General features: G+C 75.7%; 12 protein-coding genes. 3 read left to right on the top strand and 9 right to left on the bottom strand.

Going from position 1 to position 16,110, the window contains the following annotated elements; genetic code table 11:
- Positions 1-426 precede the first annotated feature (426 nt).
- From tpx to ACFYUY_RS24570, 9 genes are all read right to left on the bottom strand, one after another.
- Positions 427-927 carry a thiol peroxidase gene (tpx, locus tag ACFYUY_RS24610; protein ID WP_360206715.1) on the bottom strand — a complete coding sequence of 167 codons (501 nt, stop codon included), beginning with the start codon at positions 925-927 and terminating at the stop codon, positions 427-429.
- A 1,153-nt stretch (positions 928-2,080) separates the two neighbouring features.
- The gene (locus tag ACFYUY_RS24605; RefSeq protein ID WP_387903681.1) at positions 2,081-2,593 is read right to left on the bottom strand and encodes a hypothetical protein; all 513 of its coding nucleotides are present in this window, start codon (positions 2,591-2,593) and stop codon (positions 2,081-2,083) included.
- Between the two features lie 10 nt (positions 2,594-2,603).
- Positions 2,604-3,311, bottom strand: a complete 708-nt coding sequence (locus ACFYUY_RS24600) for a hypothetical protein (RefSeq protein ID WP_387903679.1) — start codon at positions 3,309-3,311, stop codon at positions 2,604-2,606.
- Complete coding sequence (locus ACFYUY_RS24595; protein WP_360206724.1) at positions 3,308-5,041, bottom strand: alpha/beta hydrolase; 1,734 nt, start codon at positions 5,039-5,041, stop codon at positions 3,308-3,310. Before ACFYUY_RS24595 ends, ACFYUY_RS24600 begins: the two co-directional genes overlap by 4 nt.
- Positions 5,041-5,436 carry a WXG100 family type VII secretion target gene (locus ACFYUY_RS24590; protein ID WP_360206727.1) on the bottom strand — a complete coding sequence of 132 codons (396 nt, stop codon included), beginning with the start codon at positions 5,434-5,436 and terminating at the stop codon, positions 5,041-5,043. The genes ACFYUY_RS24595 and ACFYUY_RS24590 overlap by 1 nt, the downstream gene beginning before the upstream one ends.
- 1,767 nt (positions 5,437-7,203) lie before the next feature.
- Positions 7,204-8,493 carry a serine hydrolase domain-containing protein gene (locus tag ACFYUY_RS24585; RefSeq protein ID WP_387903677.1) on the bottom strand — a complete coding sequence of 430 codons (1,290 nt, stop codon included), beginning with the start codon at positions 8,491-8,493 and terminating at the stop codon, positions 7,204-7,206.
- A 411-nt stretch (positions 8,494-8,904) separates the two neighbouring features.
- The gene (locus ACFYUY_RS24580; RefSeq protein ID WP_360206733.1) at positions 8,905-9,465 is read right to left on the bottom strand and encodes a hypothetical protein; all 561 of its coding nucleotides are present in this window, start codon (positions 9,463-9,465) and stop codon (positions 8,905-8,907) included.
- Positions 9,466-10,562: 1,097 nt separating this feature from the next.
- The gene (locus ACFYUY_RS24575; protein ID WP_360206736.1) at positions 10,563-10,925 is read right to left on the bottom strand and encodes a helix-turn-helix domain-containing protein; all 363 of its coding nucleotides are present in this window, start codon (positions 10,923-10,925) and stop codon (positions 10,563-10,565) included.
- A gap of 244 nt (positions 10,926-11,169) precedes the next feature.
- Positions 11,170-12,045, bottom strand: coding sequence for a bacterial transcriptional activator domain-containing protein (locus ACFYUY_RS24570; RefSeq protein WP_360206739.1), 876 nt, complete (start codon positions 12,043-12,045; stop codon positions 11,170-11,172).
- Positions 12,046-12,685: 640 nt separating this feature from the next.
- Between ACFYUY_RS24570 and ACFYUY_RS24565 the strand changes: the two genes are divergently transcribed.
- The 3 genes from ACFYUY_RS24565 to ACFYUY_RS24555 all read left to right on the top strand — a co-directional run bounded on the left by ACFYUY_RS24565 (position 12,686) and on the right by ACFYUY_RS24555 (position 16,105).
- Complete coding sequence (locus tag ACFYUY_RS24565; RefSeq protein ID WP_360206742.1) at positions 12,686-13,897, top strand: aminotransferase class I/II-fold pyridoxal phosphate-dependent enzyme; 1,212 nt, start codon at positions 12,686-12,688, stop codon at positions 13,895-13,897.
- Between the two features lie 148 nt (positions 13,898-14,045).
- Positions 14,046-15,281, top strand: coding sequence for a beta-ketoacyl-[acyl-carrier-protein] synthase family protein (locus ACFYUY_RS24560; protein WP_387903674.1), 1,236 nt, complete (start codon positions 14,046-14,048; stop codon positions 15,279-15,281).
- Complete coding sequence (locus ACFYUY_RS24555) at positions 15,278-16,105, top strand: MaoC/PaaZ C-terminal domain-containing protein (protein WP_387903671.1); 828 nt, start codon at positions 15,278-15,280, stop codon at positions 16,103-16,105. Before ACFYUY_RS24560 ends, ACFYUY_RS24555 begins: the two co-directional genes overlap by 4 nt.
- Positions 16,106-16,110 lie beyond the last annotated feature (5 nt).

Raw genomic sequence — 16,110 nt, 5'->3', positions numbered from 1 at the left:
CCGCCGCACCGCCGACACACCCCCCGCCCCGACCCGCACGAGACGCCGACCGGGCCCACTCCCGCACCCGCAGTGGCCGGATTCCACCACCCCCACCCCCCCCCCCCCCCCCCCCCCCGCCCCCGCCCGGCCCCCCCCCCCCCCCCCCCCCGGCCTGGAGTCGGCCGGGCGTGCTCAACCGTCGTCTCCGGCCCGCCCTTTCACACTGCCCGGCACCCGGCACCCGGCACCCGGCATCCCGGGGTCAGGGGTCCGGGGCTCGAGGACCGGGCCCGGGCCCGGTCCCTCCGGGGGTGTGTACGGGTGCGGCCCCGCTCCTGTGCCGCGCTGCCGGGGTGTTCCGGTGGGCGGGTGGACAGGGGCGGGGCCGCGGGTCGTACGGGTGGCCGGCGTCGGGTGAGCGGGCCGGTCACCGGTACGGGTGGGTCAGTTGAGGGAGGCGAGGGCGGCCTCGTAGTTCGGCTCGTCGGCGATCTCGGCGACCAGCTCGGTGTGCAGGACGGTGTCGTTCTCGTCGAGGACGACGACGGCGCGGGCGGTGAGGCCGGCCAGCGGGCCGTCGGCCAGCGCCACGCCGTAGGACTCGTGGAAGTCGCGGCCGCGCAGGGTGGACAGCACCTGGACGTTGTCCAGGCCCTCGGCGCCGCAGAAGCGGGCCTGCGCGAACGGCAGGTCGGCGGAGATGCACAGCACCACGGTGTTGTCCAGCGAGCCGGCCTTGGCGTTGAACGTGCGCACCGAGGTGGCGCAGGTGGGGGTGTCGATGCTCGGGAAGATGTTGAGGACCTTGCGGCGGCCGGCGAAGTCCTTCAGCGACTTGTCCGCCAGCCCCTCGCCGACGAGCGTGAACGCCGGCGCCTGGCTGCCGGCCTGGGGCAGCGCGCCGCCCACCTGGACCGGGTTGCCCTTCAGCGTGACCTGAGCCATGAATAGCCTCCTACCAGCGATGTATGTGGTGACAACGCCGTCGATCCTACTGCCCGTCCGCGACCCGGACGCAGGGTGACCACCCCCTGGACACCTTTCCAAGCCCCTGGCCCCCGGGCCGTCGGGCCCCGGCCGCTTGGGCCGGCGGGCCCGGGGCTGCCTCTGGTGTTCTCGTGCCTGCGGCCCGTCCCGGCCGCGCACCCAAGGTGCCTGATCTCCGCGCGGTAGCGCTCCGGTGCGCGCGTGGGGAGGGGGGACGGGCGGGCGCCGGTCGCGGAGGGCCGGGCGACCTCGACGTGTCCGACCCGGGCCCGGAGCCTGCCGCAGACGTGACGGCTTCTGCTCTGCTGCCAGGGCACGTGCTGCGCCCCCGGGGGGTCCGCTCGGCGGGGCGGCTGCGCCGGTCGCCTTCGGACGGCGGCGGGCGCGGTTCGCCTTCCCCGCCCGCCCGCGCCCGGGGTGCGCGCAGGCGGTGGCGGCGGTCGACGTGTTCGCCCCGGCCGCGCCGGGGCCGCCGTGGGGCTGGCCGGGGCTGCGGGCCGCCGTCGTCTGCGCCTGGGACGCGCGCACCCCGGGGAGCCGGATCCACCGGTGCGGTGCGGTGTCGTGACGGCCTGCGGGGGCGGGGTGGGGCCCGGAGCGGGTCCCGTGCGCAGGGACGGGGCCCGCCCGGTCGCGGCCGCCCGGCCCGGGGCCGGCAGTGGCACGGGCCCGGTCGCAGGGGGACGCCGGCGGCGAGCGCGACACAGGGCCGGGGTGTCGGCGGGTGCCGGGGGTACTGGCGGCCGGGTCCGGGCTGCTGCCAAGGGCCGCCGGACGGGCGACCTTCCCCCGGCGCCCGGCACCCGGGGCCGGCCGCCCGGTGCCCGGCGCCGGCCGTCCTGGCCCGGTCGCGGCCGGTTGTGGCAGACGCCGGCGCCCGCCACCCCGCTCCGCCGCTGTTCCCCTGCTCAGCTGCCGTCCCCGGCCGGTCGTCCCGGGCCTGCCGGTCGTCCCGTCCCCGGCCGGTCGGCCCGGGCCCGCCGCTGCTCCCCGGCCTGTCACCGTCACCCCCGCCACCCACCCCGACGAGCCGTCCCCTTCGGCGGGTTGGCGTGTTCCGTCGGTGGTGTGTTGTCGGCTGCGTGTTGTCGGCTGTGTGGTGTCGGTGTGGTCAGGCGGACCAGAACGGGTGGTCGTGGCGGGGGAGGATGTCGGGGTTGCCGTTGGGCAGGGTGGGTTCGGGGGCGTGGGGGCCGAAGGGGTCGTGGTCGCGGATGACGGGGATGGGGCCGACGGTGGCCTGGAAGGCGATGTTGCCGGCGGCGCCGAACAGCAGGGCGAGGCCGTGGCCGTGTGTGGTGGTGGCGAACATGGCGGGCTGGTGGGGGTTGACGGCGGTGATGCGGTGGCCGTGGGCCGTCCAGCCGCGTTCGGTGACGCCCAGCAGTGCTCCGTAGCGGGTGGGGGCGACGCGGGTCATGATGTGGCGTTCGCGGGTGACGGTGGCGTAGCCGAGGGAGTACTCGTCGATGCCGGGGGCGCTCTGTTCGGTCGAGCGGGGCCGGCCGGCCCGGTAGGCGAGGGCGGGGCGGATCGCGGACATCGCCTCGTCGAGGAGCGCGTCGAGGGTGTGCAGGGCCTGCTGGGGGGTCAGGAGGGCCCGGGGGGCGTGTTCGGGGTTCATGGCGGGGCTTTCAGTGCGACCAGTACGGGTCGTCGTGGTCGGGAACGACGTCGGGGTTGCCGTTGCTCATGGTCGGGTCGGGGGTGGGGGTGCCGAAGGGCGGCTGTCCCGCCTGGGGGACCGCGATGGGGCCGCTGGTCGCGCTGATGTCGATGACGGTGGTGTCGGGGTTGATGCCGATGCCCACGGTGGAGCCGTCGGGGGCGGTGGCGGACACGGCGCGCAGGGTGGGGGTGCCGGGGCCGTCCTGGACGAGGTAGCCCTTGGCGCGCCAGGCGGTGCGGACCGCGTCCAGCAGCGCCTCGTAGCGGCCGGCGGCGACCTTGGTCATGACGTGGCGTTCGCGGCTGGTGGTGGCGTAGCCGAGGGAGTGCTCGTCCAGGCCGGTGGAGTACTTCTCGCGCCAGTTCGGCCAGGCGTCCCAGGTGCGCAGCGGGGGCTGGATGCCGGCGGTGGTCTCCTGCAGGAGGGTGTCCATGCGCTGCAGGGCCTGGGCGGGGGTGATGAGCGGGCCGGGCGCCCCCGTGCCGGTGCCGGTGGCGGGGGTGTTCCTGCCGGGGGTGGGTGCTCCGGTGGCGGAGCAGGCGGTGGCGGTGAACGCGAGCGCCAGCGCCAGGCCGACGACGACCCCACCCGGGACACCGGGAACAGCGCGGGCGCCGCGGACGGCGGTGGCGGGGGCGGCGGGGGTGGGCGCGGGGCGCCCGGGGCGGGTCACCGCTGGCCCTGGTGGGTGACGTTGCCGTACTTGCCGGCGACGATCTGGCCGATGTTGTTGACCGATTCCAAGGTCGTGGAGCCCTTCTCGCTGGGGTCGGTCATGTAGTTGGAGTGGGAGTCGAACGACAGCGACGGCCCGTCGGCGACGGTGAACCGGTTCGCGCCGAACTCCTTGCTCGCGGGGTCCTGGCCGAACCACAGCTTGTTGTCGGGTCCGAACAGCTGGTAGGCGCCGTCGGCGGCCGGTCCGATCACCGGGCCCAGGATCGCGTCGGTGGCGACGCGGCCCTTGGCCGGCAGGTGGCTGACCGGGTCGTTCTCGGCGTCGCCGACCCACACGTGGGAGGGGTCGATGTGCAGCTGGGAGGCCTTGTCGGCGCCGGTGCCGGGGGAGCCGACGAGGATGATGTCGTCGGCGCCGGTGCCGCCGGGCATCTGCGCGCCCAGCCCGACGGTGGTGGAGCCGTAGCTGTGGGCGAGGGCGACCAGGTGGGCGGGCGCGCCCTCGTGGGTGGCGCGCAGCCCGGACATGAACGTGTCGTAGGCGGCGCCGCCCTTCTCGGCGCGGTCGGTGCTCATCACCTCCAGCGGGTGCGGGTTGCCGTCCATCAGCTTCTCCAGGCCCGGCGGCGGGTCGTAGCCCAGCCAGATCATCGAGGCGGTACTGGCGTTGGGGTCGGCGATGTGCGCGGCGTTCCACACGTTCAGTGCCCGGTCGGCGTCCTTGCCGCCGACCGCGGACAGGGTGGTGCCCAGGCCCGGTACGTAGGCGCTGACGTTCTGCGCGGTGTCGGGGTTGCCGTAGGACAGGATGCCGCGGCCCTGCCCCTCCTCGCTGACGCCCAGCAGGAACGCCGGCGGGACGTGGCCCTCCTGGTCCTTCAGCTTCTTGCGGATCGCCCGGAAGCCGTCCAGCTTCTGCTGCTCGGCCTCCGACAGGGCGCCCTTGTGCTCGTACACGTCGATCAGGTGCGCCAGGTTGAGCTGGTTGGCCTGGTCGCGGGCGGTGGCCGGGATGCCGTCGCGCATGCCCAGCAGGTCCGGGTGGGCGTGGATCAGGCGCTGCTGCTCGTCGGGGGTCAGGCCCTTCCACCAGGAGTTGACGTCGGTGGGGGCGGCGCCGGCCGGCGGCCAGCCCGCCGCCATCAGCCCGGTGCCCAGCTCGTCGACGGCCTTCTGGTCGGCGGCGGCCTGCTTGAGGTCGAGCCCGGTGCCGGTACGGGCCCGGGTGGTCAGGTCGTCCAGCAGCTTGGCGATCTTCTGGTCGGCGTTGTCGGCCTCGGTGACGGCGTGCGAGATCCGGTCCGCCAGCGCCCTGGCCCGCCGCGGCGTGTCGTAGTCCGGGTCGTGCCGCTCGGCCTGCGAGGGCGGCGGCCACGACACCGACCCGTCCTCACCCACCGTCAGCCCGGCCGTGGTGGCCTCCTGCAGCGCCTCCTTCAGCTTCGACTGCGCCAGCAGGAAGCTCTCCGACGCCTCGCGCAGCAGCCCCGAGACCGCCGACATCTCGGTGTGCGCGGCGTCCAGCCGGTTGCCGGTGCGCTGCAGCGCCGAGTTCGCCGCACCCGCCGCACTGCCCACCCACTGGCTGTTGAAGATGTGCTTGTTGACCTCGGTCGTCATCGCCTGCACGTGCTTGGCGAACGCACCGGACAACGTGTCGTAGGCGCCCGCCGCACCGTCCAGCCCGGACAGGTCGGCGTCACGCAGCTGCGCGAGGGTGACCATCAGTTCCCCACCGGCCCGTACAGGCCCGGCAGCTTCAGCCCGCCCGCGTTGGAGGTGTCGGTGCCCCGGTAGTTGCCCGCGGTCTGGGTCAGCTTCACCGCCACCCCGTCCACCTCCGACGCCAGCGCGTTCAGGCACTCCTCCCACGCCGCCGTGCAGTTGTGCAGCGACGCCCCCGTGCGCCAGCCCGCCAGCGCCGCGGCCGCGGTGTCCGAGGGCTGGTGGATGTGCTTGAGCTCGGTCGGCATCGCCTCACCGGTGTCCTTGGCCACCTTCGCCGCCGCGTCCAGATCCGCCGGGTTCACCCCGAACAGCGGACCGCCCGGCGACCCCGCCACGCTCACCGGCGGCGCGAACGGCCCGCCCGGCCCGTCGGAACCTGCATACGCGTTCATGGATCCCCGTCCCCCGTGTCCTCGACCAGTGCTGCGCGCCTCGCCGCACCCGCCGCCCCCGCGCGCGTGCGCCCGTTCCCGCCGTGCGCGGCCCGCCACGGGCACGCGCGCACGCGCGCAGGACCGCGTGGGAGTACGGAACACGCACGCTTGTACGGTTCGCGTCGAAGCATGGCGAAACTAGCAGATCGGACCCACCGCTCCCACCGGCCCCGTCAACCCCACCCACCCCACCCCCACCACCCCCACACCCCGGGCCGGCCCCCTGGCGGGGGAGGCCGGTGTCCGGCGCAGGCGGCGCCCCGGCGCCGACCGGGGCGGGCGGCCTCGCCGGCGCCGCCCCGCCGGCGCGGGGCCCACGGCAGCGGCCCCGTCCTCTCCGGACAGGCCACCCGGGGCCCTCCCCGCCCTGGGTGTGGTCCGGCCCCCGTCGGGACCGTGAAGAGCCGTCAGCGCACACGCCGTGCGGATGCCCGCCCGTGGCGCCGGGGGCGGTGCGCGTGGCGGCCGGCGGGCCCGGCCTGCCACCGAGGCCGGCGCCGCCGCCGGTACGCCCTGACGGCGGGAACCCGGTGCCTCGACCGCCCCGCCCCCGCGGAGGCCGTCACACCGGGCGCGGCCGGTGTCCGGTACAGGCAGTGGCCCGGCAGCCGCCGGTGCCCTGACGGCGCGCCGTCGGCGTCGTCGGGACCACGGAGGGACGCCGCCCGTGGTACCGGCGGGCGGTGGTGTGCGGCCGGCAGGCCTGCCGCCCCGCACCCATACCGGCACGGCCCGGCGACAGGGACCCGGCTCTTCGCCGCCCCGCCCTGCGATGGGCGGAAACCGATGGTGACGGCGCACCAGAAGTCGGGCGGGCCGACTTCTCCTGCGCACGAGGCGGCTCCGGGTTCGGGCCCCGCGGCGCGTAGCACCGGGCCCGGAGCCGAGAGGCAGGTCGGTGCCCGGGGGCGGGGGTGAGTGCCGGCGAGCACCAGAAGTCGGGCGGGCCGACTTCTCCTGCGTACGAGGCGGCTCCGGGTTCGGGCCCCGCGGCGCGTAGCACTGAGCCCGCAGCCGATAGGCAGGTCGGTGCCCGGGGGCGGGGGTGAGTGCCGGCGAGCACCAGAAGTCGGACAGGCCGACTTTTGGTGCGTACGAGGCGGCTCTGGGTCCAGGGTTCTGTGGCCGTGTTGCCTGTGGCGCCCGGCCCGGAGCCGAGAGGCAGGTCGGTGCCCGGGGGCGGGGATGAGTGCCGGTGAGCGCCAGAAGTCGGACAGGCCGACTTCCCGCGCCTGGCCCGTGGCCGCGGGCCGGCATGTGGAGCCCGCGGGCTGCGCCCGGCACCGCCGTGCCGGTGGTGGTGTTCACGCGTGGGACGTCGGGCGGGCCGACTTCTCGCGCCTGGCGACGCGCGTCCCGAGCACTGGAACCGGGTCAAGGACACGTACCAGGGCCTTGGCGGGCCGTGGGCGACCGGCCGCCGCCTCGCGCACGGGTCCCGCGCCGCGCGGGACCGGCGCCTGCTCCACATCGAGGACCACTGCTGAGCGAACCCGCTCAATGGACGACGGGCCCCACCGGCGGGTGACACCGCGCCAGGCCGGACGCCGACACCGCGCACGGCCCGCCCGCCGCACCCGGCAGGCCCTCGGCACCCCGCCCGCCCCTGCGCGCGCTGCGCCCTGCAAAGGCCGCACCAGGGCCGGGCATGGGGCCGGGGCCGGGGACGCGGCCGGGGTGGACACGGCGCCGCCCGCCGCGGGCGCCCCCGCCCCCCCCGGGTGCCTACCGGGGCGGGACGGCGCCGTCGTAGACGTGGTCCGGGGTGACCAGGGCGGTGACGGCGCGGGCCAGCAGGGTGGACGGTTCCTGGCCCTGGCTGGCGATGTCCGTGTTGATCAGGATGACCAGGGTGGCCCGCTGCTCGGGCAGGTAGACCGTCACGCTCTCGTACCCCGGCAGGGAGCCGTTGTGCCCGATCCACCCGCCGGTCTCGAAGATGCCCAGGCCGTAACCCGTACCGGGGAAACCGGTCGGCAGCATCGTCAGGCGCTGTTCCTGGGTGCGGGCGCTGAGCAGTTCGCCGGTGGCCAGGACCTTGGCCCAGCGGTGCAGGTCGTGCAGGTCGGAGATCATCGCGCCGGCCGCCCACGCCCAGCTGGGGTTCCAGTCGGTGGAGTCCTCGACGTCGCCGCTGAGCGTCTGGTCGGTGTAGCCGTGCGCGTGCGGGGAGGGGAACTCGGGCCCGGCGGGGAACAGCGTGTGGCGCAGACCGGCCGGGCGCAGCACCCGCTCGTGGACGACGTCGGCCAGGCGGCGGCCGGTGACCTTCTCGACGACCAGGCCGAGCAGGACGAGGTTGGTGTTGGAGTACTGGAACTCCCGGCCCGGTTCGGCGGTGTTCGGGTGCTTGAACCCGTAGGCGAGGACCTCGGCGGGGGTGAAGGAACGACGGGGGTCGCTGAGCAGATCGTGGACGAACCCGGGGTCGGCGGTGTACGGGAACAGGCCGCTGCGCATCTCGGCGAGTTGACGCAGGGTGATCTCCTCGCCGCAGGGCACGCCGTCGACGTAGGCGGAGATCGGGTCGTCCAGGCCGATGCGGTGCTCGTCGACGAGCTGGAGCAGCGCGGTGACGGTGAAGGTCTTGGTCTCGCTGCCGATGCGCAGGTAGGTGTCGGCGGGCATGGGGGCGCCGGTGGCGGTGTCGGCGACGCCGCTGGCCCGCACGTAGCAGCCCCTGCCGGGCAGCCACAGGCCGACGACGGCGCCGGGGATGCCGGCCTGGCGGCGCACGTCCTCGATCGTCCGGTCCAGGCGGGCGCTCAGGTCGGCGTCCAGGCCCCCGCGCGGGCAGTCCTCGCCGGGCCCGCCGACACCGTGCCCGCCGACACCGTGCCCGCCGACACCGGGCCCGCCGCCGCGCCCGTCACCCCGGTCCGCGGTGCCCGCGGCGGCGGGCGCCGGGGACCGGCCGGCGGTGTGGCCGGCGGCGGGCGCCGCCGTGACCGGGGCCAGGACACAGACCGCGGACAGTGCCGCGGCGCACAGCCGGCGATGGGTGGTACGTCGCACGTCGGGGCCGCCTCTTCCAGCTCACGGGGGTCGGACGGCAACACCACCACCGCGACCCGCGGACCACCGCCCGCGCCCGCCCGCCACGGCGGCGAGTCCACTCGTTCGGAGCCCACACCCACCCGTGCCGGCCCGCCGCCGGCCCCGCGAGCCCGCAGGCGCTGGCGCCCCGGCGCCGGGCACGGCATCCGGTGCCTGTCGGCCTGTCGGCCTGTCGGCCTGTCGACGCGCCGACCGGCGGCGGGCACGGCGCCCGGCCGCGGGGTGCGCGGCCGGTGCTGCCGGTGCAGGACGGCGGGGCAGGGCCGGCGGTGCCACGGCGGCGATCCGCGGGCAAGGGGCCCCGGTCCGGCTGCGCCCACCGGAGCGGCAGCGGCCCGGCACGGGGCCCGGTGGTGGGGCGGGCAGGGGTCAGGGCCGCCAGCGGGGGGCCGAGTCGTCGGGGGTGCGGGGGCTGGCGAAGTGGAAGGGCACCACCAGGCGTTCGGCCAGGGCCCGGCCGGCCCGTTCGGCGGCCGCGGCCTCCAGGGGCTGCGCGCCCACGCCCGCCGCGTCCGCGCCCAGGTGGTGCTCGGCGGTGGACCGGTAGACCGTCGCCAACTCGTGCTGCTGCGCGGGATCGGTGGTGATCGCTAGCAGGACCACGAACCAGTCGTGGACGGTGTCACCGTCCCAGACCGCCTCGACGGCCACGATCCGCCCCGGGCAGCCGGCCGCGCGGTGCGCCAGCGACGCCACGTCCAGCGGACTCTCCGGCGTACGGGCTATCCGGTCCCCGTAGTGGAGGTAGCGGTCACCGACGATCAGCTGCGCGGCACCGACCCCGATGTTGTGGGTGACGAACCCGACGTCGACGACGACCTTCACCGCCTGCAGGAACGAGTCCTGCAACACGTAACCGTCGACCTGGTCGCGGATCCCGGCCGGCAGGCTCTGCCACCACTTGGCCCTGGCCGCCTCGTCCATGATCATCCGGGCCCCCCTGGACTCCCGCGGCCCTCACGGCAGGGCCCCGCGCGCCACTGTACCCGGGCCCGCCCGGCCCGCACGGCGGACCATGACAAGCCCCCGCCACCGCCCGTGCGAAACCGGCCGCCGCACCGCCCCACCAGCCCCGGCCCCCACACCCGACCACCGCAACCCCTGGTCACGACCCCCGCGAAACCCGCCGCCGCACCGCCGACACACCCCCCGCCCCGACCCGCACGAGACGCCGAACGGGCCCACTCCCGCACCCGCAGTGGCCGGATTCCACCACGACCACCACCCCCACCCACGCCACCACGGCCCGGGCCGGGCACACCCGCACCCCACCCCCGGACGAGGCGGCCCGAACCCCCGCCGCAGCACGGGAAGTCGGACGGGCCGACTTCCACCGCCACGACCACACCCGACTCCACGCGCGCACGCCGCACCAACCCGCGCGCACCGCTCCCCGGCCGCAGCCGACCCGGCACTGACGGTGCACCAGAAGTCGGACCGGCCGACTTCCCCCGTACATGGGGCAGCCCGCACGCCCTCCGGGGTCTCGCGGCCACCACACCCGTAGCCGCGACCACGCCGGCCCCCCGGGCCCGCGTCACAGCGGCCCCGCACGGGCGCCGGCCCAGCCGGCTCTCCGCCGGACACGCGGCCGGCGACCGGGAGCGGTGCGGGAGGTCGGACCGGCCGGTTTCCCGCGTCGGGCGCGTGGAGGGTGAGTGGGGGCGTAGGGCGAGGGCCGCGCCGGGCGCCGCCGTGTCGGTGGCGTGCACGGGAAGTCGGACGGGCCGACTTCCCGTGCGGGGGAGTCCTGGTTCTTGCCGGTGGCCGGCGTGGTGGTGGGCAGGTGGTGAGCTCGACCGCGCCCCGGGGCCCGTTTCGCGGCCGGGGGAGCGGGCCGCAGGCGGGGGGCAGCGGGCGCCCTGACCGGGACACCGCGCGCACGGCCCCGCCCGCGCGGGCGGCCCCGCCGGCCGCGGACACCTCACCAGCGCCCGGACCGAACAGGACCGCCCCGGCCGCCGGCGACCCCGGGGCCCGCGATCGGACCGCGGCCCGGCCGACGGGCCGGGCCGGGCGGCCGGGGGTCAGGACGGGGCCGGGCCCGGGAGCCGGCGCTCCTCGGCGTCGGCGGCGGCGACCACCGCCGACAGCAGGCCCGGGAAACGCCCCTCCAACTCGTCGGCACGCAACGCGTTCATCTTGGTGGTCCCCACGTAGTACTGGCGCAGCAGACCCGCCTGGCGCAGCACGTTGAAGTGGTGGGTGGACGTGGAACGGGAGATCGGAAGGTCGAAGGAACCACAGCTCAGATCAGCGCCGGCGTGGGCGAGCCGGCGCACCACCGATCTGCGCGCCGGGTCCGCCAGCGCCTCCAGTACCTGCTGGACGCTCAGGTCCTCCACACCAGGGTGCACGATCACCCGCGCGACGACGCGTGCCCGTCCCACACCCACCACCCCTTCCCACCATCGCCCCCGTTCCGGTTTCGGTGAAAAGCCGCGCCGCGTGCGCGACTTCGCGTCCCTGACGCTACTACGAGCACGACCCCTCCCACGCCCACCGCAACACCTCCGCAACACGCCCCGGCACAGCGCAGAACGGGAAGGAGCAGAAGGCAAGGAGCAGAAGGAGGAAGAGAGGAAGGCAGGGACCGGAGAAGAGGACGAGGGCGGGGGCGGGGCCGGGGCCAGGTCAGGCCGCGCGCACCGGCGGCCCCGCCGGACGCGGCGCCAACCGGGCCAGCGCCAGCGGCTCGAAGATGCCCATCAGCACCGGATCCACCGGCCGCACCACCGCCGGCGCCGGCGCCAGCGCAACCGGCGAGCGCAGCAGCGCCAGATACAACTCCTGCGTCTCGGCCGCCGGATCGATGCCCAGCTCCTCCGCCAGCACCTGACGCAACTGCTGGTAACAGCGCAGCGCCTCGGCCCGGTTGCCCGCCGCCGCCAGCGCCTCCATCCGGCACCGGTAGGCACTCTCCCGGAACGGCGCCCGCCGCACCGCCTCGTCCGCCCACCGCAGCGCGTGGTGCTCCTCACCCAGCGCCGACGCCGACAGACTCGCCGTCTCCAACGCCGACATCCGCAACTCCTCCACGTGCTCGCGCACCCCGCCCGCCCACTCACCCTCGTGGTCGGGCAGGAACGCCCCCCGCAGGTTCGCGATCGCCCCGGCCGCCAACTGCTGCGCCACCGCGTAGGAACGCGCCGCGTACGCCTCCCCGGCCTCGCCGACCGCACTGGCCGCCGCCTCCAGATCCACCGCCGCGTCCGCGGGCAGCCGCAGCACGTACCGCCCGCCCTGGGCGATCAACGGGGTCGCCCCCGGCCCCTGACCGGGGGAGGCGACGAAGGCCCGCACCCGGCTGACCACGCTGCGCAGCGCGGACGCCCAGGTGTCGGGCAGCCCGTCGGGCCAGATGGTGTCGGCCAGCTGGTCGCGGCTGGTGCCGGCGGAGCGCTCCAGCACCAGGCGGGCGAACGCCACCTGGGCCTGGGCGCTGGACAGGTGCTGCGGGGCGCCGTGGTCGTGCTCGATCGTCACCAGGCCCGTCAGACGGATCAGCATGCGGACGCCCCCGATCTGCCGGACGGACTGTCTTCCCGGAAGCCGTTCATCGTGCTCCAACCCCCTTGAGCCAAAGCGGAGCCGCCGGCCCGTGCGCCGGGCCTGCGGTATGGGAAACCTGGACCGGAAAAAATGCCGCCGACCAGCCGTTCGGTTTCGGCGGATTTCGACCATACATTCGGCGTATCACGCGGTGTCAACACCGGTAGGCGAAACATACCCACCGGCCGGTCCATACGTCGTGGACGCAAGGTTTCTGCACGTCAGGGTAGAACCGCAGGCCGGGAATGCGGCTATTGCGGACGCCTTGCGCTTCCTGCCGTAGAAATGTAGCCATCCTTGAGCACCCCGCGTGAAGGCTTCCAGAAAAGCCCGCCCGAACCACCGCCCGTGAAAAGCCCGGGACCGCCCCGCGCCTTTCGTCCGACAAAAGCCGCGCACCACCGCCCGCCACACCCGCGGATAAACCGCCCGCATACCGCGGAACAACCCGCGCGAAGAATGCCGCACACCGCACCGCGCCGCCGCAGCACCCGCACCGCCACCCGAAGCACCGCAGCCCGAAGCACCACCACCGCCCGCACCACCACCGCCCGTAGCGCCACCGCCCGACGCACCCGCCGACGAAGGAGACCCGTACGTGAACGCCACCGGAGCATGGGACCGCCTGGAGCCGAAGCTCGCCGCCACCCTGAACCGCGTGGCCGCACTGGAATCCGACCCCTCCCGCCGCAACAGCTTCGTCGCCTACACCATGGAACGCGACAGCGCCTACTGCGACCTCGACGGCGAACGCCTGCTCATGATGTCCGGCTACAGCTACCTCGGACTGGCCGGCGACGAACGCGTCGTCGCCGCCGCCAAGGCCGCCGTCGACGTCTACGGCACCGGCAACCACGGCGTGCGCGCCCTGGCCGGCACCATCCCCCTGCACGAGGAACTCGAAGCCGAGGTCGCCCGCTTCGCCCGCCGCGAACGCGCCCAGGTCTTCGGCTCCGGCTACGCCGCCAACGTCGGCACCGTCGGCGCCCTCGTCGGCCAGGGCGACACCGTCCTGATCGACAAGTACGACCACGCCAGCATCGTCGACGGCTGCCGCCTCTCCGGCGCCACCGTCACCCGCTTCCGCCACAACGACGTCGACCACCTCGAACGCCGCCTCAAGGCCGCCGCCCCCACCGGCGTGCGCCTGGTCATCGTCGACAGCGTCTACTCCATGGACGGCGACATCGCCCCGCTGCCCGAACTGCGCGAGGTCTGCGACCGCCACGACGCCCTCCTCATGGTCGACGAGGCCCACGCCCTGGGCGTCATCGGCGCCACCGGCGGCGGCATCGAGGAACACTTCGGCCACCGCTACCGCGTCGACATCAAACTCGGCACCCTCTCCAAGGCCATCCCCTCCATGGGCGGCTGGGTCGCCGGCAGCCACGAACTCATCGGCCACCTGCGCTACGCCGCCCGCCCCTTCCTCTTCTCCGCCGCCCTCGGCCCCGCCCAGACCGGCGCCGCCCTGGAATCCCTGCGCATCCTGCGCCGCGAACCCGAACGCGTCACCCACACCCAGACCCAGGCCCAGCGCCTGCGCGAGCGCCTCAACCAGGCCGGCATCTCCACCATGGACTCCACCACCGCCGTCCTGCCCGTCATCGCCGGCTCCGACGACGCCGCCTACGACTACGCCACCGCCTGCCGCAAGGCCGGCGTCATCGGCCTGCCCGTCGTCACCCCCGCCGTGCCCAACGACCTCGCCCGCCTGCGCATCGCCGTCACCGCCCGCCACACCGCGGCCGACATCGACTTCGCCGCCGACGCGTTCCTGACCGCCGCCGCCCAGACCGGCCTGATCTGACACCCGGCCGCACCCGGCCACCCCAGGCCGCACCCGGCCGCACCCGGCCACCCAGGCCCCACGCCGGTCACCCCAGGCCCCACGCCGGCCACCCCAGGCCCACGCCGGCCGCACCCGGTCACCCCCGGCCCGGACAGGAGAGGAAGCCATGGCCCCGCACCCCCGCCCACCGATCGCCGTCACCGGCCTCGGCGTGCTCAGCCCCGCCGGCCACACCGTCCCCGAGTTCTGGCACACCGTCACCTCCGGGCACTCCACCGCCACCGCCCTGCACGACCCCGACCTCGCCCGCCACAAGGTCCGCCTGGGCTGCCGCGTCAACGACCTGCCCCACGACGACTGCCTGCCCGCCAAGGACGCCCGCCGCCTCGACCCCTTCGCCCACTACGGCACCCTCGCCGCCCTCGCCGCCCACCGCGACGCCGGAAGCCCCCACCCCGAACCCGGCCGCGCCGCCATCGTCGTCGGCAACGCCGTCGGCGGACGCACCACCAGCGACCGCGAATCCGCCCTCTACACCACCCACGGCCCCCTGCGCGTCTCCCCCCTGATGCCGCTGGTCACCATGCCCAACGCCGCCGCCGCCCAGATCGCCATGCGCCTGAACTGGAGCGGCCCCGCCCTGACCATCGCCACCACCTGCGCCTCCAGCGCCGACGCCATCGGCCACGCCGCCCTCCTCCTGCAGACCCACCGCGCCGACGTCGTCATCGCCGGCGGCTGCGAGGCCACCCTCACCCCCGTCACCCTCGCCGCGTTCGGCAACCTCGGCGCCCACTCCCAGCGCAACCACGACCCCGCCCACGCCAGCCGCCCCTTCGACACCCACCGCGACGGCTTCGTCATGGGCGAAGGCGCCGGCTTCCTCGTCCTGGAACGCCTCGACGACGCCCGCGCCCGCCACCGCACCCCCTACGCCCTGCTCGCCGGCCACGGCTCCAGCTCCGACGCCTACCACCTGGCCAACCCCCGCCCCGACGGCGCCGGCGCCGTCACCGCGATGCGCGCCGCCCTCGCCGACGCCGGCCTCACCTCCGCCGACATCGCCCACGTCAACGCCCACGGCACCTCCACCGTCCACAACGACCGCGCCGAAGCCGCCGCGCTGCGCACCGTGTTCGGCCCGCACGGCGTGCCGGTGACCTCCACCAAGGGCGTCATCGGCCACCTGATCGGCGCCGCCGGCGCCGTCGAGCTGATCGCCGCCGTCCAGGCGATGAACAGCCGCCTCGTCCCTCCCACCGCCAACCACGAGAAGACCGAAGAGGGCCTGGACCTCGACGTCGTCCACGGCGCCGCCCGCCCGATCCGCGCCGGCGCGGCCCTGTCCAACTCCTTCGGTTTCGGCGGCCACAACTCGACCCTGGTGGTGACCCCGCTATGACCACGACCGCCCCGCCCGCCCGGCGCGCCCGCCACACCCTCGGCGCCGAGGACCTGGCCGCCTACCGCGCCGCCGCCCGCACCCGCCTGCCGGCCGCCACCACCGCCGCGCCCTCGCCCGCGCAGCCCTTCGTGCTGGCCCACACCCTCGCCCAGCAGAGCGTCGCCGACCTGACCGCGGGCGACGCCGGCTTCACCGGCGTGGTCCACCTCGGCCAGGAGATCCGCACCCACCACCGCCTCAGCCCCGCCACCACGGTGCTGGTGGAGGTCGCCCTCACCGCGGTGCGCCGCGAGGCCCGCGGCACCCGCCTGGCCCTGGCCACCCGCATCAGCGACGACACCCGGGGCACCCTGCTGGCCGAACTGTCCACCGCCGCCCTGCTGGTGGGCGTCACCACCCTCGAACCGTTCGGCGCCCCGGCCCCGGCCGCCCACCCCGGCACCACCGCCGACACCGAAGCCCTCACCCTCACCCACACCCTCACCCGCGCCGACGTCGCCGCCTACGCCCACGCCTCCGGCGACCTCAACCCCATCCACCTCGACGACACCGCGGCCCGCGCCGCCGGCTTCCCCGGCGTCATCGCCCACGGCATGCACCTGGTCGCCCTGGCCGCCGAGGAGATCACCGACCGCCACGCCGGCGGCGACCCGGCCCGCATCACCGCCCTGGGCGCCCGCTTCGCCGCCCCGCTCGCCCCCGGCGCCGCCCTGCGCCTGACCCTGCAGCCCTACGACCGGGCCACCGTCGTGCGCTTCAGCGTCGCCACCGACACCGGCACCGCCGTCAAGGCCGGCTGGGCCACCCTGGCGGGGGAGTGAACACC

This window comes from Kitasatospora sp. NPDC004745, assembly GCF_042873275.1.
Taxonomy (GTDB): Bacteria; Actinomycetota; Actinomycetes; order Streptomycetales; family Streptomycetaceae; genus Kitasatospora.
This window is presented reverse-complemented; position numbering and strand designations above follow the sequence as displayed.